General features: G+C 63.8%; 17 protein-coding genes. 6 read left to right on the top strand and 11 right to left on the bottom strand.

All coding sequences use genetic code 11. The annotated features are described in order from the left end of the window. Positions 1 to 111: 111 nt before the first annotated feature. Positions 112 to 1,011 carry a ribokinase gene (locus tag ASD03_RS04920; protein WP_025425719.1) on the bottom strand — a complete coding sequence of 300 codons (900 nt, stop codon included), beginning with the start codon at positions 1,009 to 1,011 and terminating at the stop codon, positions 112 to 114. A gap of 52 nt (positions 1,012 to 1,063) precedes the next feature. Beyond that, positions 1,064 to 2,254, bottom strand: a complete 1,191-nt coding sequence (locus ASD03_RS04915) for a DNA recombination protein RmuC (protein ID WP_025425720.1) — start codon at positions 2,252 to 2,254, stop codon at positions 1,064 to 1,066. Positions 2,255 to 2,405: 151 nt separating this feature from the next. On the opposite strand from ASD03_RS04915, the gene def reads away from it, so the two are divergent. The 3 genes from def to truA all read left to right on the top strand — a co-directional run bounded on the left by def (position 2,406) and on the right by truA (position 4,713). Further along, positions 2,406 to 2,930: a peptide deformylase gene (gene def, locus ASD03_RS04910; protein WP_025425721.1), complete on the top strand. Its 525-nt coding sequence runs from the start codon at positions 2,406 to 2,408 to the stop codon at positions 2,928 to 2,930. A gap of 104 nt (positions 2,931 to 3,034) precedes the next feature. Continuing rightward, positions 3,035 to 3,970 (top strand): methionyl-tRNA formyltransferase, encoded by a 936-nt coding sequence (fmt, locus tag ASD03_RS04905; protein ID WP_025425722.1) that lies wholly within the window; start codon positions 3,035 to 3,037, stop codon positions 3,968 to 3,970. After that, positions 3,970 to 4,713 (top strand): tRNA pseudouridine(38-40) synthase TruA, encoded by a 744-nt coding sequence (gene truA, locus ASD03_RS04900; protein ID WP_025425723.1) that lies wholly within the window; start codon positions 3,970 to 3,972, stop codon positions 4,711 to 4,713. Before fmt ends, truA begins: the two co-directional genes overlap by 1 nt. A gap of 38 nt (positions 4,714 to 4,751) precedes the next feature. On the opposite strand, the gene ASD03_RS04895 is transcribed toward truA, so the two are convergent. The 5 genes from ASD03_RS04895 to ASD03_RS04875 form a co-directional block, all read right to left on the bottom strand. Further along, positions 4,752 to 5,348, bottom strand: a complete 597-nt coding sequence (locus ASD03_RS04895; protein ID WP_025425724.1) for a hypothetical protein — start codon at positions 5,346 to 5,348, stop codon at positions 4,752 to 4,754. Further along, entirely contained in the window at positions 5,335 to 6,528 is a 1,194-nt protein-coding gene (gene dapE, locus ASD03_RS04890) for a succinyl-diaminopimelate desuccinylase (protein ID WP_025425725.1), read from the bottom strand. Before dapE ends, ASD03_RS04895 begins: the two co-directional genes overlap by 14 nt. 185 nt (positions 6,529 to 6,713) lie before the next feature. Then, a complete protein-coding gene (locus tag ASD03_RS04885) occupies positions 6,714 to 9,899 on the bottom strand; it encodes a multidrug efflux RND transporter permease subunit (protein ID WP_025425726.1) in 3,186 nt (1,061 codons plus the stop codon). Between the two features lie 140 nt (positions 9,900 to 10,039). Continuing rightward, the gene (locus ASD03_RS04880) at positions 10,040 to 11,245 is read right to left on the bottom strand and encodes an efflux RND transporter periplasmic adaptor subunit (RefSeq protein ID WP_025425727.1); all 1,206 of its coding nucleotides are present in this window, start codon (positions 11,243 to 11,245) and stop codon (positions 10,040 to 10,042) included. 84 nt (positions 11,246 to 11,329) lie between these two features. Next, entirely contained in the window at positions 11,330 to 12,154 is an 825-nt protein-coding gene (locus tag ASD03_RS04875; RefSeq protein ID WP_025425728.1) for an alpha/beta hydrolase, read from the bottom strand. A gap of 140 nt (positions 12,155 to 12,294) precedes the next feature. Between ASD03_RS04875 and ASD03_RS04870 the strand changes: the two genes are divergently transcribed. Continuing rightward, complete coding sequence (locus ASD03_RS04870; RefSeq protein WP_025425729.1) at positions 12,295 to 13,206, top strand: LysR family transcriptional regulator; 912 nt, start codon at positions 12,295 to 12,297, stop codon at positions 13,204 to 13,206. Positions 13,207 to 13,208: 2 nt separating this feature from the next. Here ASD03_RS04870 and ASD03_RS04865 read toward each other — a convergent pair whose 3' ends face one another. Then, complete coding sequence (locus tag ASD03_RS04865) at positions 13,209 to 13,610, bottom strand: helix-turn-helix domain-containing protein (RefSeq protein ID WP_051509149.1); 402 nt, start codon at positions 13,608 to 13,610, stop codon at positions 13,209 to 13,211. A gap of 82 nt (positions 13,611 to 13,692) precedes the next feature. Between ASD03_RS04865 and ASD03_RS04860 the strand changes: the two genes are divergently transcribed. After that, a complete protein-coding gene (locus tag ASD03_RS04860) occupies positions 13,693 to 14,010 on the top strand; it encodes a multidrug efflux SMR transporter (protein ID WP_025425731.1) in 318 nt (105 codons plus the stop codon). 93 nt (positions 14,011 to 14,103) lie between these two features. Here the strand turns inward: ASD03_RS04860 and ASD03_RS04855 are convergent, their stop codons facing one another. The 3 genes from ASD03_RS04855 to dapD all read right to left on the bottom strand — a co-directional run bounded on the left by ASD03_RS04855 (position 14,104) and on the right by dapD (position 17,473). Then, the gene (locus ASD03_RS04855; protein ID WP_025425732.1) at positions 14,104 to 16,071 is read right to left on the bottom strand and encodes a DEAD/DEAH box helicase; all 1,968 of its coding nucleotides are present in this window, start codon (positions 16,069 to 16,071) and stop codon (positions 14,104 to 14,106) included. 156 nt (positions 16,072 to 16,227) lie between these two features. Beyond that, entirely contained in the window at positions 16,228 to 16,611 is a 384-nt protein-coding gene (locus tag ASD03_RS04850; protein WP_025425733.1) for a DUF805 domain-containing protein, read from the bottom strand. 4 nt (positions 16,612 to 16,615) lie between these two features. Then, positions 16,616 to 17,473 carry a 2,3,4,5-tetrahydropyridine-2,6-dicarboxylate N-succinyltransferase gene (dapD, locus tag ASD03_RS04845; RefSeq protein ID WP_025425734.1) on the bottom strand — a complete coding sequence of 286 codons (858 nt, stop codon included), beginning with the start codon at positions 17,471 to 17,473 and terminating at the stop codon, positions 16,616 to 16,618. A gap of 310 nt (positions 17,474 to 17,783) precedes the next feature. Here dapD and ASD03_RS04840 point away from each other — a divergent pair, with 310 nt between their 5' ends. Next, positions 17,784 to 18,683 (top strand): LOG family protein, encoded by a 900-nt coding sequence (locus tag ASD03_RS04840; RefSeq protein ID WP_025425735.1) that lies wholly within the window; start codon positions 17,784 to 17,786, stop codon positions 18,681 to 18,683. Positions 18,684 to 18,954 lie beyond the last annotated feature (271 nt).

Genomic DNA, 18,954 nt, shown 5'->3' with positions numbered 1-18,954 from the left:
GTCTGCCCGGAAAAGTGTGCAGCTATTTGCGATAACGACATCGGCAAAAGCGAGAGCTTTGAAGTGCGGCAATCGAACGATCGCAACGCACTTCAAGATCGGATCAGGCCCTTAGATGCGCGGCTCGACTTCCGAGGCAAGCGGGATCGAGGGCTGGGCGCCGCGCTTCAGGCAGGCGAGTGAACCCGCCACCGCGGCGCGTCGGAGCGCGTCGGGAAATGCGAGCTTCTCGTCGAGGCTTGCAGCCAGGTAACCGCAGAACGTATCGCCGGCACCGACGGTATCGACCGGGTCGATCTTTAGGCCGCGGGCGCGATGGACCTCGCCTTCGTGCACGGCGATGACGCCTTCCGCGCCCAGCGTGACGATGACTGTGTGGCCGGTTTCGGCGTGCAGCTTTCTCATTGCCTCTTCGCGTTCGTGACCTTCGATCCCGGTCTTGCCGGCCAAAAGTTCGAACTCCGTCTCGTTGGCGATGACGATATCGGCCAGCCGGCCGAGGCGGGCCGCTTCCGGGGTCAGGGGCGCGATATTGATGACGGAGCGAATGCCCTTGCGCCGGGCTTCCGAGAGCGCCTTTTCCACCGACGCTGCCGGTATCTCCAGCTGCAGCATCAGGGTGTCGCCGGCGTTCAGGCCACCAACGGCGGCAACTGCATCGGCTTCGTTGACCGTTGCGTTGGCGCTGGCAACGACGACAATGACATTCTCGCCTTCACCGCCGACGAGGATATGGGCCGTGCCCGTCGGCTCCTCGACGGTTTTGGTCAAGGACAGGTCGGCGCCGGCCTCCCGCAGCAATTCGAGCGCGCCGTCGGCAAAGCTGTCCGAGCCGACGGCGCCGGCCATGTGAACGATGGCGCCGGCACGCCGTGCGGCCAGCGCCTGATTGGCGCCCTTGCCACCGGCGGCAGTCGAAAAGCCCGAGCCGGCAACGGTTTCGCCCGGCTTCGGCAGACGCGCGGTCGTGGCGATCAGGTCCATATTGATGGACCCAAAAACAGTGATCATGTGAAGATGTCCCGTCGAATTGCTGATTTTGGCCGGAGAGTGCCCGAGACCGTCAGTCCTCGTCAACCACCCTGAGGCGCAATTGCCCGACGCGATTGTCGACGGCATGGCGCGGTTCTTCCGGTCGTGCCGCACCTTCCGCCTCAAGTTCCAGCGCTTCGATCTTGGCGCCGCGGCGGGAAAGCTTGCCCGAGGAGATGAGGATCTCTTCGACATCCTTCTGGCTCATGGCGAAGTGACCCTGCAGCTTGCGGACCCGTTCGTCGAGGCGCGTCAAGTCCTCCATCAGCCGCCCCACTTCCCCCTGGATGAGATGCGCCTGCTCGCGCATGCGGGCGTCACGGAGGATCGACTGGATCACCTGGATCGACAGGAGCAGCAGCGACGGCGAGACGATGACGATCCGCTGGCGATGCGCCTTCTGGACGATCGCTTCGAAATGCTCGTGGATTTCAGCGAAGATCGATTCCGAGGGAACGAAGAGGAAAGCCGTCTCCTGCGTCTCGCCGGGGATCAGGTACTTGCTGGCGATATCGCGGACATGCACCTCCATGTCGCGGCGGAACAGTTGCACCATCTGTTGCCGGCGCTCAGGCGTTGCAGCGTCCCGCATGCCGTTCCAGGCCTCCAGCGGAAACTTCGCGTCAATCACCAGCGGCGGTTGGTCGTTCGGCATGCGGATGGTGCAGTCCGGCCGGGCGCCGTTGGAAAGCGTCGTCTGGAAGGCAAAGGCGCCCATCGGCAGGCCGTCGGCGACGATCGTTTCCATACGCGACTGGCCGAAGGCGCCGCGTGTCTGCTTGTTCGAAAGGATGGCCTGCAGCCCGGCCATGTCCTTGGCCAGCGACTGGATGTTGTTCTGGGCGGTGTCGATCACTGCCAGGCGCTCCTGCAATCGCCGCAGGTTTTCGTGCGTCGCCTTGGTCTGCTCGCTGATCGAGGCGCCGATCCGGTGCGTCATGCCATCGATCCGCTGGCTCAGCGTCTGGTTCAGTTCCGCCTGGCGGCTGCCGAACACGTCGGCCATTGCCGCGATGCGGCCCTGCATTTCCGTCTGCGCTGCCAGCAGCATGGCCATCTGCTCGTGACGCTCGTCGTCGCCCGCCCGCCGCCGCCGCGAAACGGTCATCAGCACGAAGCCAATCGCCAGCACGGCCAGAACCATGCAGAGATGGGCGACAGTGACCGGCACGGTGCCGATGAGAAAAACAGGCTGGTCAAACGAAATTGGCGCAGGTTCCATGCGGCAAGCCTAACAGATTCTTTTTTGAAGACCAGATCAAAACGAGAACATTTACCCGGCGCGGTTAACGGGAGACGACATTGCCGCGATGCCCGTAGCGTGCGCGCCAATTTTCTTGCACCCGGATGGAAAGATCGGTTATGGGAGCGATATGACGATCAAGCCGCTTATCATCCTTCCCGATCCTGTTCTGCGTCAGGTCTCGACCCCGATCGAAACCATCGATGCCGACATCCGTCGCCTGGCCGACGATATGCTCGAGACGATGTATGACGCCCCGGGTATCGGGCTCGCCGCCATCCAGATCGGCGTGGCGAAACGCATGCTGGTTCTCGACGTCTCCAAGGAAGGCGACGAGAAGACCCCGCACGTTTTCATCAATCCCGAAATCGTCGCTTCGTCCGACGCGTTCTCGGTCTATGAAGAAGGCTGCCTCTCCATTCCGGATTATTATGCCGAGGTGGAGCGTCCGGCGGAGGTCACCGTCAAGCACCTCGACCGTGACGGCAAGGAACAGATCGTCAAGGCCGACGGCCTGCTGGCGACCTGCCTGCAGCATGAGATCGATCACTTGAACGGCGTGCTGTTCATTGACCACATCTCCAAGCTCAAGCGGGACATGGTGATCCGCAGGTTCACCAAGGCTGCAAAGACCCGCGGCGCCAAGGCGATCTGATCCCGAGGAAAGCGCCCGCAGGGCGCTTTGTCGTTGAGGGGCTTGATTTGAGGCGCGTAAACCCGTTTGAAGGGGCCTGATTTCAAACGGTCGGAGTATCCGCCTTGTCGCTTCGCATCATCTTCATGGGAACGCCGGAATTTTCCGTACCGACGCTTGCCGCACTCGCAGGGGCAGGTCACGAGATCGTTGCCGTCTATACCCAGCCGCCGCGGCCCGGCGGACGGCGCGGGCTCGACCTGCAGAAGTCGCCGGTGCACCAGGCGGCCGAGCTGCTCGGCGTTCCCGTGCTCACGCCCGTCAACTTCAAGGACGAAGCCGATCGCCAGACCTTCCGTGATTTCAATGCTGACGTTGCCGTTGTCGTCGCCTATGGCCTGCTGTTGCCGGAAGCGATCCTGACCGGAACGCGGCTCGGCTGCTATAATGGCCATGCCTCGCTCTTGCCGCGCTGGCGTGGTGCGGCTCCCATCCAGCGTGCCATCATGGCCGGCGACCATGAGACCGGCATGATGGTGATGAAGATGGACAAGGGGTTGGACACAGGCCCGGTCGCGCTCACCAAGGCGGTGCAGATCGGCGAGACGATGACGGCGGGCGAGCTGCATGACCGGCTGATGCAGGTCGGCGCTAACCTGATGAAGGAAGCGATCGGCAAGCTTGAGGCCGATGACCTGCCACTGACCGAGCAGGCGGGCGAGGGCGTCGTCTACGCCGCCAAGATCAGCAAGGCCGAGACTCGCATCGATTTTGCGAGGACCGCGCGCGAAGTGCACGACCATATTCGCGGCCTGTCGCCTTTTCCCGGCGCCTGGTTTGAGCTCGAGATCGCCGGCAAGCCGGAGCGCATCAAGGTTTTGAACTCCGAGCGCGTGACGGCGGCAGGAACCGCCGGAACGGTGCTCGACGACACTCTCACCATTGCCTGCAGCGACGGTGCCGTGCGGCCGACGCGGCTGCAGCGGGCAGGCGGCAAGGCTCTCAGTGTTGCCGATTTCCTGCGCGGTACGCCCATCGCCGCCGGCACGAGGGTCGGCTGATGCCGCGCTTTCGACTGATCGTCGAATATGACGGCTCCAACTATGTCGGCTGGCAGCGCCAGGACAACGGCGCTTCCGTCCAGGGCGCGATCGAAAAAGCGATCCTGTCCTTGACCGGCGAAACCGTCTCGATCCGCGGTGCCGGGCGGACCGATTCCGGCGTTCATGCCGTCGGGCAGGTGGCGCATGCGGACCTGACGCGCGAGTGGAAACCTCACACGCTGCGCAATGCGCTGAACGCGCATCTGGGCATGGCCGGCGAGGGCGTCTCGATCCTCGACGCCCAGGAAGTCACAGACGCCTTCGACGCACGGTTTTCGGCGCTGCGCCGGCATTATCTCTACCGCATCATCTGCCGTCCGTCGCGGCTGGCGCTGGAGGCGAAGCGTGCCTGGTGGGTGACGAAGCCGCTCGATCACGAGGCGATGCATGAAGGCGCGCAACGGCTCGTCGGCCACCACGACTTCACCACCTTCCGCTCCGTCCATTGCCAGGCGACAAGCCCGATGCGCACGCTCGACCGGCTGGATGTCTCTCGCACCGGCAATCTGATCGAAATTCGCGCCACGGCGCAGAGCTTCCTGCACAATCAGATCCGTTCCTTCGCCGGCTCGCTGAAGCTGGTTGGCGAAGGCAAATGGACGCCGGACGAGCTGCAGGCGGCACTCGAAGCGCGCGACCGCAAGGCCTGCGGTCCGGTGGCGCCGCCCGACGGGCTTTATTTCATGCAGGTCGATTACTGAGGAAGGTAACGTCGCGCGCAGATGGCGCGTGACGTCTGTCAGGTCGGGATAAGGCCGAAGAACTGCTGCAGCAATTCGCCCATCATCATCGACGGCAGCAGGAAAAGCGCCGTCAGCGCCGTGGCCAGCAAGGTCTGGTTTCCGGTAATGATGCGCAGCAGCCGGAAGAGTATGCCGATGCTGACGAAGAGCAGCACCAGCCAGATCAGGCTCGTCAGCCCTTCGCTGCCGGGAATGACGAGGCGGATCGCCGCCGGCACCGCCATCGCATAGGACAGCGGCACGGAAAGCCAGTTGGTGGTGACGACGATCGGCACCACGGCGGCGGCAAAGCCGAGTGGGCGCGCCAGGACGAAGACCAGCACCAGCGGCAGCAGCCAGCTGGCGAGATCGACAACCAGAAGCTTGAAGACGAAGCCGAAGCCGACAGTGGTTCCTGTTGGCATTGCAGAGAGATAATAAAGCCGCCAGGATGCCCAGGTGACGGCAATGGCCGGCAGGCACCAGAGCATCGCTGTAAACGAACGCCACAATCCGCTCTCGCTGAAATCGAGCCAGCGGAAGCCTTCGCCATTGCCCTGGATCAGCAGCCAGAGGCCCTTGATATAGGAAAGAACCTCCTCAAGCAGCGGCATGGCCGAACCAGCTGAAGATGAAGGTTTCGTAGATTTCCGTCAGCGTTTCGAGATCGGCGACGGCGACACGCTCGTCCACCATATGCATGGTCTGGCCGACAAGCCCGAATTCGACGACGGGGCAATAGTCCTTGATGAACCGCGCATCCGAGGTGCCGCCGGTGGTCGAAAGTTTCGGCTGCTGGCCGGTGACCGCTTCGATAGCGCCTGACAGCGAATCGATCAGCGCATTGTTGCGCGTCAGGAAAACGTGGCTCGGCCGTTCGTTCCAGGTGATCTCGTAACGGACCGGGTCGCGGCCTGCCCGCAGAGCGCCGTCCGTTGCCGCGCGGTCGAGGCGGGCGATGATCTCCGCCATCAGGCTCTCGGCGGTCCAGGTGTCGTTGAAGCGGATATTGAAGGCAGCAGCCGCCTTCGCAGGGATGACGTTGACGGCGCCATTGCCGACGTCGATGGTCGTCACTTCCAGGTTCGACGGCTGGAAGTTTTCCGTGCCGTTGTCGAAGGGCGGGTCCATCAGTGCCTGGGTCAGTTGCAGGATGCCGCGCACCGGATTGTCCGCCAGGTGCGGATAGGCCGCGTGGCCCTGGACGCCGTTGACGGTGATCCGGCCGGAAAGCGAGCCACGGCGGCCGATCTTGATCATGTCGCCGAGACGGTCTGGATTGGTCGGTTCGCCGACAAGGCAGGCGTCCCAACGCTCGCCCTTGGCGGCAGCCCAGCCGAGAAGTTTCGTCGTGCCGTTGATCGCAGGGCCTTCCTCGTCGCCGGTGATGAGGAACGAAACCGAGCCCTTGGGGACCCCATGCTTTTCGATGTGGCGGGCGACGGCTGCGACGAAGCAGGCAATGCCGCCCTTCATGTCGACCGCGCCGCGGCCATACATTTCGCCGCCGGCGATATCGGCGGAAAACGGACCGTGGGTCCACGCGCCGTCGTCGCCGACCGGCACCACGTCGGTATGGCCGGCAAACATCAGATGCGGGCCGTCGCTGCCGAGCCGGGCATAGAGGTTCTCGATATCGGGCGTACCCGCGTCTTTGGCCGTGACCCGGTCGACGGCAAAGCCGAGCGGCTTGAGCATGGCTTCAAGCGCTGAGTGCGCGCCGCCTTCGGCAGGGGTAACGGAGGGGCAACGGATGAGGGTGGCGAGATTGGCGATCGGATCGGTCGAGGTCATGTAGCGATATGCCGTCTGCGTGGCGCTGGGGCCAATGGGATTGAGGGTGCTGGTTTATCCGATCGTTGCGCGGCTGTCACGCAGGATGGGTGTGCAGCCGACGGCTGAGGCTATCCGTCTGTCTTCAACGTAAGCGGGCCGGATCAGATCCGGCCCGCTCAAAGCGCATATGCGGCAAGATTACCTCATTCTCCGGGCGCGAGATGAGGTGCTTCGATATGCGCTCCGGCGTGCTTCAGAGGCCGCTCGCCCGAGAGCTTGCGGATCAGCACGTAGAACACCGGCGTCATGAAGATGCCGAAGGCGGTGACGCCGATCATGCCGGAAAAGACCGCGACCCCCATGGCCGAGCGCATTTCGGCGCCGGCGCCGGTGGAGATCACCAGGGGCACGACACCCATGATGAAGGCCATCGAGGTCATCAGGATCGGCCGCAGGCGCAGCCGGCTCGCTTCGATCGCCGCCTGGACGGCGGTGCTGCCTGATAGTTCCAGTTCGCGGGCGAACTCGACGATCAGGATCGCGTTCTTGGCGGAAAGCCCGACAAGCACGATCAGGCCGATCTGCGTGAAGACGTTGTTGTCGCCTCCGGTCAGCCAGACGCCGGCAAGGGCGGCCATGATGCCCATCGGCACGATCAGGATAATCGCGATCGGCAGGGTCAGGCTTTCATACTGGGCGGCCAGCACGAGATAGACCAAGAGCAGCGCCAGCGGGAAGACGAGCATGCCCGAATTGCCGGCAAGAATCTGCTGATAGGTCAAATCCGTCCACTCGAATGCGATACCGGGCGGCAGCGTTTCCGCGGCGATCTTCTCGATCGCGGCCTGAGCCTGGCCCGAGGAGAAGCCCGGCGCCGGGCCGCCGTTGATGTCGGCCGACAGGAAGCCGTTGTAGCGGATCGCCCGCTCGGCGCCGACCGTCTGCTCGACCTTCAACAGTGCCGACAGCGGGATCATCTCGCCCGATTGCGAACGCACCTTCAGCTTGCCGATGTCGTCGGCGTGGCTGCGGTAGTTTGCATCGGCCTGGACGCGCACGCTGTAGGTGCGGCCGAAGGCGTTGAAGTCGTTGACGTAGAGCGAGCCCAGATAGATCTGCAGCGTCTCGAACACATCGGTCACTTCGACGCCGAGCTGGCGCGCCTTGACGCGGTCGAGGTCGGCGTAGAGCTGCGGCACGTTGATCTGGAAGCTCGAGTAGATGCCAGCCAGCTCCGGCGTCTGGTAGGCCTTGGCAATGAAGGCCTTGGTCGCCTCGTCGAGTGCCTGGTAGCCGAGGCCGTTCTTGTCCTCGATCTGCAGCTTGAAGCCGCCGGTGGTGCCCAGCCCCTGGACGGGCGGCGGCGGGAACATGGCGATGAAGGCATCCTGGATCGCGCCGAATTCCTGGTTCAGCTGCATGGCGATCGCCCCGCCCGAAAGCTCGGGCGTCGTGCGCTCCTCGAACGGCTTCAGCGCCACGAAGACGATGCCGGAGTTCGACGAGTTGGTGAAGCCGTTGATCGACAGGCCGGGGAAGGCGATGGCATTTTCGACGCCGGGATGCTTGAGCGCGATATCACTCATGCGGCGGATGACGTCTTCCGAGCGGTCGAGCGTCGCTGCGTCAGGCAACTGTGCAAAGCCGATCAGATACTGCTTGTCCTGGGCGGGCACGAAGCCGCCGGGAACGGCGCGGAACAGCACGAAGGTGACGCCGAGCAGCAGGACATAGACGCCCATGATCAGCGACTTGCGCGACAGGATCCTGCCGACGCCGCGGCCATAGGCTTCCGAGCTGCGACCGAAGAAGCGGTTGAAGCCGCGGAAGAACCAGCCGAACACCTTGTCCATGGCACGGGTCAGCCAATCCTTCGGCGCATGGTGATTGCGCAGGAGGAGGGCGGCGAGCGCCGGGGAAAGCGTCAGCGAGTTGATGGCGGAGATCACCGTCGAGATGGCGATCGTCAGTGCGAACTGGCGGTAGAACTGCCCGGTCAGGCCGGTGATGAACGCAAGCGGCACGAACACGGCGACGAGCACCAGCGCAATGGCGATGATCGGTCCGGAAACCTCCTGCATCGCACGGTAGGTCGCCTGTACCGGCGACAGACCCTGCTCTATGTTACGTTCGACGTTTTCGACCACGACGATGGCGTCGTCGACGACGATGCCGATCGCCAGCACCAGGCCGAACAGGCTGAGCGCGTTGATCGAGAAGCCGAAGACGTACATCACCGCGAAGGTGCCGACGATCGAGACGGGCACCGCCACGAGCGGGATGATCGAGGCGCGCCAGGTCTGCAGGAAGACGATGACGACGATGACGACCAGCGCGATCGCTTCAAGCAGGGTGTGGATGACCGACTCGATCGAGGCACGCACGAACTGGGTGGTGTCGTAGACGATCTCGTAGTCGACGCCGTCGGGCATGGTCAGCTTCAGCTCGGCCATGGCCTTGTGAACGTTTTCCGAGATCTGGATCGCGTTTGAGCCCGGCGCCTGGAAGACGCCCATGCCGACGGCGGCCTTGTTGTCGAGCAGCGAGCGCAGCGAATAGTCGGCAGCGCCCATTTCGACGCGTGCGACGTCGCCAAGCCGCGTGACCTCGCCGCCGGCGCCCGACTTGACGACGATGTCGGCAAAGTCCTCAGGCGTCTGCAGGCGGCCTTGCGCGTTGACGGAAAGCTGCAGGTCGAGGCCGGGAACCGACGGCGAGGCGCCGATGACGCCGGCGGCGGCCTGAACGTTCTGCGCGCGGATGGCGTTGGCCACGTCGCTTGCCGCAAGACCGCGTTCGGCAGCCTTCTGCGGGTCGATCCAGATGCGCATCGAATAGTCGCCGCCGCCGAAGATCTGTACCTGGCCGACGCCGTCGATGCGGGCGAGCCGATCCTTGACGTTGAGCACGCCGTAATTGCGCAGATAGTTGATGTCGTACTGGCCGTTGGGCGACAACAGGTGCACGACGAGCGTCAGGTCCGGCGAGCTCTTGACGGTCGTGACGCCGAGACGGCGCACTTCCTCGGGCAGGCGCGGCTCGGCCTGCGCGACGCGGTTCTGTATCAGCTGCTGGGCCTGGTCCGGGTCGGTGCCGAGTTCGAAGGTGACGGTCAGCGTCATCAGACCGTCCGCCGTCGCCTGGCTCTGCATGTAGAGCATGCCCTCGACGCCGTTGATCTGTTCTTCGAGCGGCGTTGCCACCGTCTCGGCGATAACAGCCGGGTTGGCGCCGGGATACTGCGCCCGCACGACGATCTGCGGCGGCACGACTTCGGGATATTCGGAGATCGGCAGGCCGGTCATGCCGAGCAGGCCGCCCACGAAGATCAGGACCGAAAGAACGCCCGCGAAGACCGGGCGGTCGACGAAGAAGCGTGAGAAGTTCATTGACGTATCCCCCTTGGGACGAGTTCAGGCAAATCTCCGGCTGTCGCGGCAAGAACACTCGCCACGCGCCGGGATCTGCTAAGTGATGTCTGGGCGGCCAATCCCGCCTCGGCGACAGCCGAAGCGGGTGCCGTCATGTCCTACTTGGTTGCGATCGACGCCGTCGTTTCTTCGACCTGCTGCGGTGCCACGAGCACACCCGGGCGTACCCGCTGCAGGCCGTTGACGACGATGTTCTCGCCGGTCTTCAGGCCGCTTTCGACGATGCGCAGCCCGTCGGAACTCGGGCCAAGCTTCACCTGGCGGTACTCGACCTTGTTGTCGGAGCCGACGACGAACACGAATTTCTTGTCCTGGTCGGAGCCGATGGCGCGATCGCTGATCACGAGCTTTTCTTCGGGCTCCGGTTCGCCGATGCGGATGCGCACGAACTGGCCGGGGATCAGCCGCCCGTCGGCATTTTCAAGCGCGGCGCGGACGCGGATCGTGCCGGTCGCCGCATCCACCTCGTTGTTGATGAGCTGGATATGGCCGGAGATCGGCGTGCCTTCGTCGGCAGCGGTGCCGATCTGCACCGGGATGCGCTCGATGGCGTTGCCGCCGGCCGAGGCCTGGAGCCGGGCGAGTGCAGTGGTGACCACTTCTTCGCTGGCGCTGAAGCTTGCGTAGATCGGGTCGACCGAGACCAGCGTCGTCAGCACCGGCGAAGCGGAGCCGGCGGCGACGAGGTTGCCGGCGGTCACTTCCAGCCGGCCGACGCGGCCGGAGATCGGTGCCTTGACTTCGGTGTATTCCAGGTCGAGTTCGGCCGTGCGCAACGCGGCCTTGGCGGAGCGCACGCTCGCCTGCGCCTCGTCGAAGGCGCTGAGGCGCTGGTCGACGCCGCTCTGTGGGATGGCGCTCGTGGTCACGAGCTTGCGTCCGCGGTCGAGTTCCGTCCTGGCGAGCGCCACCCGCGCCTCGGCTGCTGCGACCTCGGCTGCAGCCCGGTCGACGGCTGCCGCATAGGGCTCGGGATCGATGGTGAGCAAAAGGTCGCCCTTTTTCACCAGTGCACCCTCGCGGAAGTGGGCTTGGAGAATGGCGCCGCCGACACGGGGGCGAATCTCGACGCGTTCGATCGCTTCCAGCCGCCCGGAAAAATCTTCCCAGGTGGTGATGCGGCGCGACTGCGCCTTGGCCACCGAAACCGGCACGGCCGGTGGAAGCGCGGCTGCCGTTTCGGTTGCGGCATCCGCCTCGAAGTGCTGCGGCAGGCCAAGAAGAACCGCGGCACCGCCGGCGGCGGACAATAGGATGCTCAGGCCGGCGCCCCAGAGGGCCCGGCGGGTCACTGTCGATTTCATTTTTCTCTCCTTGCCGGTTGGGAGCCGGCGTTTTTGCTGCTGTCGTCAGCGAAAGGGAAAGGCCGGCGGCCCTGTCGTCCTTGGCTAACGCATCGTCATTTCAGCCGGCTTCGCCCCCGCCTGCTGGAAGAAGCGGGAAAAGATGCCGGTAATCGTTTCTTCCTGGGATGCCCAGGTTTCAGCGTTCACGGTATTTTCCGGTATCCACCCGGCGCGGCCGGGAAGAATATGGGACTGAACGCTCACGCCCGCCTGGCGAAGACGGTCTGCATAGGCAGCAGTCTCGTCGCGCATCGGGCATTCCTCGCTGGTCAGGATGAGCGAGGGAACAAGGCCGGCGAGCCGCGTACAGTGCGCCGGAGCGGCATAGGGATGCGTGAATCCACCGCATTCGCCCAGATACCGTTGCCAGCCTTCGGCGATCGATTGCACCGAACCCTCGGGACAGTATTTGCGAAACGATGCGGTCGCCAGGCACGGATCCAGCATCGGCGACAGGAGGATCTGCCCCTTGAGGTCGGTGAGGAACTGGTCGCGAGCCATCAGCGCCACGCCGGCTGCCACGTTGCCGCCCGCCTCCTCGCCGGCGATGAACAGCAACGATTTTTTATGCGCGAACTGCGGGCAACGCGCACGCATCGAAGAAAGCATGGAATAGGTGACGTCGAGTGCGGCCGGGAACGGATTGAGGCAGGCCGACGCATATTCCGGCGAGATGACGATGGCACCGGCCGCCGCAAGCGCCTTGGCGACGCGTTCGCCGGCTGCGATCGAGCTGCCGACGAAGGAGCCGCCATGCAGGTGCAGCACCACGGGCGGCGGGTTGAGCAGCGTTTCGCCACTATAGACACGTGCCGGGCACGAACCTTTGCCCGTCTGCATCGTCTCTACCGTAAAGCGTTCACCCATCTCTCTTGCCTTTGCCACGGGGTCATCCCACATGAGGCGACAACCCGCCATGATGGGAGAATAACATTGTCTTCTGTCTGGAATAGTCCGTCTAATCCGACTACACTATTCAGTATCTCGAACAATAATGGCTATTGAAAATGGACCAGCTCACGGCCATGCGCGCGTTTCTCCGCGTTGTCGAAACCGGCAATTTCACACGTGCTTCCGCTTCGCTCAATATGCCCAAGGCGACCGTCACCAATCTCATCCAGGGATTGGAAGCGCATCTGCGCACCAAGCTGCTCAATCGCACGACGCGGCGGGTTCTGGTGACCCCGGATGGCGCGCTCTATTACGAGCGGGCCGCGCGCCTCGTGACCGACCTCGATGAGCTCGACGGCAGCCTGTCGAGCGCCCAGACGCTGCCGAAGGGGCGGCTGCGCGTGGAGATGGCAAGCGCCATGGCCAATCTCATCGTTATCCCGGCTCTGTCCGAATTCCACAAGCGCTACCCTGACATCCAGATCGATCTCGGCGTCTCGGACCGCACCGTCGACTATGTTGCCGAGAATGTCGACTGCGCCATTCGTGTCGGCACCCTGACCGACCAGTCGCTGATTGCCCGGCGCATCACCGACATGAGCTTCGTCGCCTGCGCGGCACCCGACTATCTCGACCGTTGCTCGACGCCGCAACATCCCTCCGATCTTTCGAAGAATTGTTATGTCGTCGGCTATTTCCGCCCGCAGACCGGCCAGCAGATGCCGTTCTATTTCAAGCGCGGCGCGGAAGAGATCGAGGTTCATGGTCGTTATGCGGTGGCCGCCAACGAATCGACCACCTATCTCGCCGCCGCCCGTGCCGGCCTCGGTGTCATCCAGGCGCCCCGCTTCATGGTGCGGGAGGATCTTGAGACCGGCGCGATGCGGAGGGTGCTGCAGGACTGGCAAATCGAATCGATGCCGATCTATCTCGTCTATCCGCCGAACCGACACCTGAGCAGCCGTCTGCGCGTCTTTGCCGACTGGGTGGTGAAAGTGATCGCCCAGTCGCAACTCGACGGCGAATAGGCCTATTTGCCCCGCTCGGCGTCGTAGCGCGCGCGCGCCGCGTCGAGAGTGCCGAAATGCGTCTCGGCCCAACGGTCGAGCACCAGCAGGGTTTCGCTGAGCGAACGGCCGACAGCGCTGAGGCTGTATTCCACATGCGGCGGCACGGTCTTCTTGTCCTCGCGAATGACAAGGCCGTTCCGCTCCAGTTCCTTCAGCGTCTGCGTCAGCATCTTCTGCGAGACGTCGCCAAGCCGGCGCATCAGCGCGGCGTTGCGCATCGGCCCTTCTTCGAGCGCCGAGATGATCAGCATCGCCCATTTGCTGGCGATCAGCTCCAGCGCATGCCGCGAGGAGCAGGTCGGGTCGAAGACATCCGGAATGGAGGTGATGGGTGCTTCGAGCGGGTCTGTCGAGATTTTCATAGTTACCAAAAGGTGCGTAATTGCTATCCAGTGCCTACCCTACCAGATTGTTCTCCAGATGGAAATTTCGATGGAGACGGTAATGGCATGGATCATCCTGATAGCGGCGAGCCTGATTGAAATCATCATGGGCCTGGCGCTCAAATATGCCGAAGGCTGGACGAAACTGGTGCCGAGCGCGATCGGCATCGCAGCGGCGCTCGGCAGCGTCTACCTCCTGACGATCGCCATGCGCGACCTGCCGGCCGGCACTGCCTACGCCGCCTGGACCGGCATCGGCTCAGTCGGCATCACGGTGCTCGGCATCGTGCTTTTCGGGGATCCCGTCTCCTGGATGCGGATCACCTGCATCGCGATGATCATCGTCGCCGTCGCCGGCCTGCGCTTCCTCGAAGCCTGATACGGCCAGCCGCCGCAACTGCAGACAAAAAAAAGCGCCGCGATTTGATCGCGGCGCTTTTTGATTTGGGCTGACGCCGTTGCTGCGGCAAGCTTAGCTCTGGCGGTTCTTGGCGTTGTTGCCCTTGGGCTTCGGCTTGAAGCCGCCGTCCTTGCCGGCGTTCGGCTTGGCCTTCTTTTTAGTCCAGGCGTCGCGGTTTTCCGGCGGCTTGTCGTCGGTGTGGGCCGGGGCGGCGGCGTAAGCCGGCTTCTTGTCGAACTTGCGCTTCGGCTTGAAGTCGCCGTCACTGCGTGCCGCATCGTCCGAATAGGGGCGCTTCTTGGCAAAGGCCGGTTTGTCCTTGGAGAAACCTGGCTTGTCCTTGGAGAAGTTCGGCTTGTCCTTGGAAAAACTCGGCTTCTCCTGGCGCTGCTGCGACAGATCGGGAGCGCCCGGCAGCGTCTTCACCCGGATGCCCTTCTCCAGCATGCCCTCCTTGCCGATCGACGACAGGAAGCGCTCGGCTCCATCGGAGGTCATTTCGACGAAGGTCTCTTCCTGCTGCATGCGGATCGCGCCGATGTCGCGCTTGGTCAGCTTGCCGTGGCGGCAGAGCATCGGGATCAGCCAGCGCGGCTCGGCATTCTGCTTGCGGCCGACCGAGAGCGAGAACCAGCTGCCATCGCTGAAATCGGCGCGCGGCGCGTCATAGTCTTCGCGCGGTGCAGACTTCTCATCGCGGCGCGGCTTTGCGCGGCTGTCGCCGACGGCAACCTCGATCAGGTCTTCCGGGGCCGAGCGGCCAGAGCGGAACTGGCGCACGAAGGCGGCAGCCATCTGCTCGGCACCATGAAGCTCGATGAGCGCGCGCACGATCGCCTCTTCGTCTTCGCGGATCGGTTCGGCAAAGCTCGTGTCGGCAAGCAGGCGCTCGTCGTCGCGGCGGCTGACCTCGTCGGCCGACGGCGGGCGGGCCCAGTTGGCGGTGATCCGGGCGTTTTCGAGCAGGCGCTCCGCCTTGCGGCGCTGGCTCACCGGCACGATCAGGGCGCTGACGCCCTTCTGGCCGGCGCGTCCGGTGCGGCCGCTGCGGTGCAGCAGTGTATCCGGGTTGGTCGGCAGGTCGGCGTGGATGACCAGTTCGAGGCCCGGCAAGTCGATGCCGCGGGCGGCAACGTCGGTGGCGATGCAGACGCGGGCGCGTCCGTCGCGCATGGCCTGCAGCGCGTGGGTGCGTTCGTTCTGGCTGAGTTCGCCCGACAGAGCCACCACCGAGAAGCCGCGGTTGTTGAAGCGGGCAGTCAGATGGTTGACGGCTGCACGGGTCGAGCAGAAGACGATCGCATTCTTCGCTTCGTAGAAGCGCAGGACGTTGATGATCGCGTTTTCGCGATCGTTCGACGCAACGGTCAGGGCGCGGTATTCGATGTCGACGTGCTGCTTCTGCTCGGACGCGGTGCTGATGCGCACGGCGTCGCGCTGGTAGTTCTTGGCAAGCGTCGCGATCGAGCGCGGTACGGTCGCCGAAAACATCAGCGTGCGGCGGTCGTCGGGAGACTCCTCGAGGATGAATTCGAGGTCCTCGCGGAAACCGAGATCGAGCATCTCGTCGGCCTCGTCGAGCACGACGGCACGCAACGAAGAAATATCGAGCGAGTTGCGGCGGATATGGTCGCATAGGCGTCCGGGCGTGCCGACGACGATGTGGGCGCCGCGCTCCAGCGCGCGCTTCTCGGTGCGCATGTCCATGCCGCCGACGCAGGACGCGATCGTCGCGCCAGTCTGCTCATAGAGCCATTCGAGCTCGCGCTTGACCTGCAGCGCCAGTTCGCGCGTTGGTGCGATCACAAGCGCCAGCGGCGCGCCGGGCGCGCTGAAGCGGCGCTGGTCGCCAAGCAGGGTCGGTGCCAGCGCCAGGCCGAAGGCGACGGTCTTGCCGGAGCCGGTCTGGGCCGATACCAGCGCATCCTTGCCCGCCAGATCAGGATCGCGCATCGCCTGTTGAACCGGCGTCAACTCGTTGTAACCGCGTTTTGCCAACGCCTCGGCGATCGCAGGCGCGATCCCTTCGAATTCTGTCATCTCTCGTCTTTCGGATTTCGGTTTTCGCGCCGGTAAACGAACAAGACCTTGGATCAGGTCGTCATCAGGCGCCGATTGCCGCGGCCAGCATCTTATCGCCGGCCTGTTCATGGCGCGCTACATACGCGTTCGGGCCCGAAATGTACAGTGCGCCGCTCAAGCGCCGGGTTCATCGCTGGTTTGGCCGAATTCGTTCGGCCCCTCGGTGCCCGGCCAGAGACAGAGCGCGATGAAGACGATGGGGCTCAGGACAGGGATGAACAGGCAGATCGCCAGCGGTCCGGGATAGCCGATATCGTGCAGCCGCTTGATCGCCAGCATGGCGATCGAGAGCGTGGAAACGATGCCGGACACGATCAGCGCCAGCGTCCAGAGCGCCAGCGCGGTCCTGTGGTTCTCGTTGGCGAGCATCTGCGCGACGACGAAACCGCCTATCAGCAGCCAGAAAAGCCAGGACAGGAAAAAGGGCAGGCGGGTGATGCGGCCGGAGGGGCTGAAGAACAGCCAGATCATGCTCGGCCGTCGCCCCTCCGGTGTCATCGGATCAGTCTCGAAGCAGTTCGTTGATGCCGGTCTTGGAGCGGGTCTTCTCGTCGACGCGCTTGACGATGACGGCGCAGTAGAGGTTCGGTGCCGGCTGGCCGTTGCCCATGGTCGAGCCCGACGGCATCGAGCCGGCGACGACGACGGAGTAGGGCGGGACTTCACCATAGGTCACTTCGCCGGTGGCGCGGTCGACGATCTTGGTCGACTTGCCGATGAACACGCCCATGCCGAGAACCGAGCCCTCGCGCACGATGCAGCCTTCAACGACCTCGGAGCGGGCGCCGATGAAGCAATTGTCCTCAATGATCGTCGGGCCGGCCTGCATCGGCTCCAGCACGCCGCCGATGCCGACGCCGCCGGAGAGATGCACGTTCTTGCCGATCTGGGCGCAGGAGCCGACCGTGGCCCAGGTGTCGACCATCGTGCCTTCGCCGACATAGGCGCCGAGGTTGACGAAGGACGGCATCAGGATGGCGTTCGGCGCGATATAGGCCGAGCGGCGCACGACGCAGTTCGGCACGGCGCGGAAGCCGGCCTTCTCGAACTCGTTGACGCTCCAGCCGTCGAACTTGGAGGCGACCTTGTCCCACCAGACGGATTCCCCCGGGCCGCCCCGGACGATTTCCATCGGGTTGAGGCGGAAGGAGAGCAGAACGGCCTTCTTCAGCCATTGATTGACGGTCCAGTTGCCGTCGGCGCCACGCTCTGCCACCCGCACCTTGCCGCTGTCGAGCAGGTTCAGTGCCGTTTCCACGGCGTCGCGCACCGCGCCGCGCGTTCCGGTGTTTACGGAATCGCGGTCATCAAAGGCGGCGTCGATCGTCTGCGACAGGGAGGCGAGGTTGTGGTTCGTCATCGGAATTCCTTAAAGTTCGGCGGTTATCCTGCGAAAGCTCTACTGCATAATTCCGAAAATCGGAATCGATTTAAGGACAAAATTAGGCAGCGACGCGATGTGCGCCCGTGGGTGTTCTGTATCGGCTGGAATGCGCGGCGCCCGAGGCCCGTTCCGGAAAAGTTGGACCGCTTTTCGGCTCGACGCTGCCGGCAGGGCTTGGCAAGCGCGGTCGACTGCGGCATCAGGGGCATTCATGACCGATGAAACAGGATAGGACGCGTCCGCCCGAGATGCCGATTGTCCGGAACGCGACGGGAAAGACGATAGCATGGCACGCATGAAGAAGCGCAATCTGCGCCGTAAGGATGGGGTTTGGGATCCGCTGGCCGATAGCTCGCAGAGCCGGCAACGGGCGCAGACGGTGCCGGTGACGCCGCAGTCGGCCTCTCCTTCCTATCGCCTTGCCTATATCGACGACGATTTTCTCTGCCGCGAGGAACTGCGCCCGGTGCGGCTGCAGCTCGAACTCTTGAAGACCGAAATGATGCTGGAGGAGTACGGCATCAACTCGACCGTGGTGATGTTCGGTGGCGCGCGCATTCCCGAGCCGGGCGGCGACGCCTGGGCCGCCAGGAACGATATCCAGCGCAAGAACCTGGAAGCAGCCTCGGTCTATTACGACGAAGCGCGCAAGTTCGCGCAGATCGTCTCGGAACATTCCGCCAAGCTGCACTACAAGGAATATGTCGTCGTCACCGGCGGCGGGCCGGGTGTGATGGAGGCGGGCAACCGTGGCGCTGACGATGTCGGCGCGCCGTCGATCGGCCTCAACATCGTGTTGCCGCACGAGCAGGCGCCGAACCGCTTCGTGACGCCGGAGCTGTCGTTCAACTTCCACTATTTCGCCATCCGCAAGATGCATTTCCTGCTGCGCGCCAAGGCCGTCACGGTGTTTCCAGGCGGCTTCGGCACGTTGGACGAGCTGTTCGAAACGATGACGCTGATGCAGACCGGTCGCCTGGCGCTGGTCCCGCTCATTCTCTTCGGGGAAAAGTTCTGGCGCTCGATCATCAATTTCGAGGCGCTTGCCGAGTTCGGCACGATCGCGCCGAACGATATCGATCTGGTGCAGTTCGTCGAAACCGCCGATGAGGCCTGGGATATCATCTCCCGCTTCTACGAGACCGTCGATCCGCGGTCGGTGCCGATGGCGAACGGCAGGCGATAGCGCCTCTCCGGTAAACTTGCGAAGCGGTTTCGCTCAGGGGAGGCCATCTTCATTTCCTCCGGTTCTCGTGTATTTTGTGCCCATGCAGAACGACAATCGATCATCAGTCAGAAAAACAATCTCCCTCGCCCTGGGTGCCGCGATGACGCTTGCCGGAGCGATCGGGTTCCTGATCGAGAGCCTTCTTCGTCATTCGGTTTGATGCCGCCCTAAGCCCTGCATCCAAAACCGGAACCAGCGCCAGCAATCAATGCCGGCGAGCCAGTCGTTG

Source organism: Ensifer sp. Root127, from assembly GCF_001425225.1.
In the GTDB taxonomy this organism is placed as follows: Bacteria; Pseudomonadota; Alphaproteobacteria; order Rhizobiales; family Rhizobiaceae; genus Ensifer; species Ensifer canadensis.
Note: the sequence above shows the minus strand (reverse complement) of the source record. Positions and strands in the feature narration are given on the sequence as shown.

What these genes read in the sequence shown, in the direction of transcription:
- ASD03_RS04895 (WP_025425724.1), bottom strand. Translation starts at nt 5,348, where the DNA reads ATGCCGCTGCTTGAGGAGGTTCTTTCCTATATCAAGGGCCTCTGGCTG.
- ASD03_RS04915 (WP_025425720.1), bottom strand. Translation starts at nt 2,254, where the DNA reads ATGGAACCTGCGCCAATTTCGTTTGACCAGCCTGTTTTTCTCATCGGC.
- ASD03_RS04880 (WP_025425727.1), bottom strand. Translation starts at nt 11,245, where the DNA reads ATGAAATCGACAGTGACCCGCCGGGCCCTCTGGGGCGCCGGCCTGAGC.
- def (WP_025425721.1), top strand. Translation starts at nt 2,406, where the DNA reads ATGACGATCAAGCCGCTTATCATCCTTCCCGATCCTGTTCTGCGTCAG.
- truA (WP_025425723.1), top strand. Translation starts at nt 3,970, where the DNA reads ATGCCGCGCTTTCGACTGATCGTCGAATATGACGGCTCCAACTATGTC.
- ASD03_RS04860 (WP_025425731.1), top strand. Translation starts at nt 13,693, where the DNA reads ATGGCATGGATCATCCTGATAGCGGCGAGCCTGATTGAAATCATCATG.
- ASD03_RS04875 (WP_025425728.1), bottom strand. Translation starts at nt 12,154, where the DNA reads ATGGGTGAACGCTTTACGGTAGAGACGATGCAGACGGGCAAAGGTTCG.
- ASD03_RS04885 (WP_025425726.1), bottom strand. Translation starts at nt 9,899, where the DNA reads ATGAACTTCTCACGCTTCTTCGTCGACCGCCCGGTCTTCGCGGGCGTT.
- ASD03_RS04840 (WP_025425735.1), top strand. Translation starts at nt 17,784, where the DNA reads ATGGCACGCATGAAGAAGCGCAATCTGCGCCGTAAGGATGGGGTTTGG.
- ASD03_RS04920 (WP_025425719.1), bottom strand. Translation starts at nt 1,011, where the DNA reads ATGATCACTGTTTTTGGGTCCATCAATATGGACCTGATCGCCACGACC.
- ASD03_RS04865 (WP_051509149.1), bottom strand. Translation starts at nt 13,610, where the DNA reads ATGAAAATCTCGACAGACCCGCTCGAAGCACCCATCACCTCCATTCCG.
- ASD03_RS04850 (WP_025425733.1), bottom strand. Translation starts at nt 16,611, where the DNA reads ATGACACCGGAGGGGCGACGGCCGAGCATGATCTGGCTGTTCTTCAGC.
- ASD03_RS04870 (WP_025425729.1), top strand. Translation starts at nt 12,295, where the DNA reads ATGGACCAGCTCACGGCCATGCGCGCGTTTCTCCGCGTTGTCGAAACC.
- ASD03_RS04855 (WP_025425732.1), bottom strand. Translation starts at nt 16,071, where the DNA reads ATGACAGAATTCGAAGGGATCGCGCCTGCGATCGCCGAGGCGTTGGCA.
- dapE (WP_025425725.1), bottom strand. Translation starts at nt 6,528, where the DNA reads ATGACCTCGACCGATCCGATCGCCAATCTCGCCACCCTCATCCGTTGC.
- dapD (WP_025425734.1), bottom strand. Translation starts at nt 17,473, where the DNA reads ATGACGAACCACAACCTCGCCTCCCTGTCGCAGACGATCGACGCCGCC.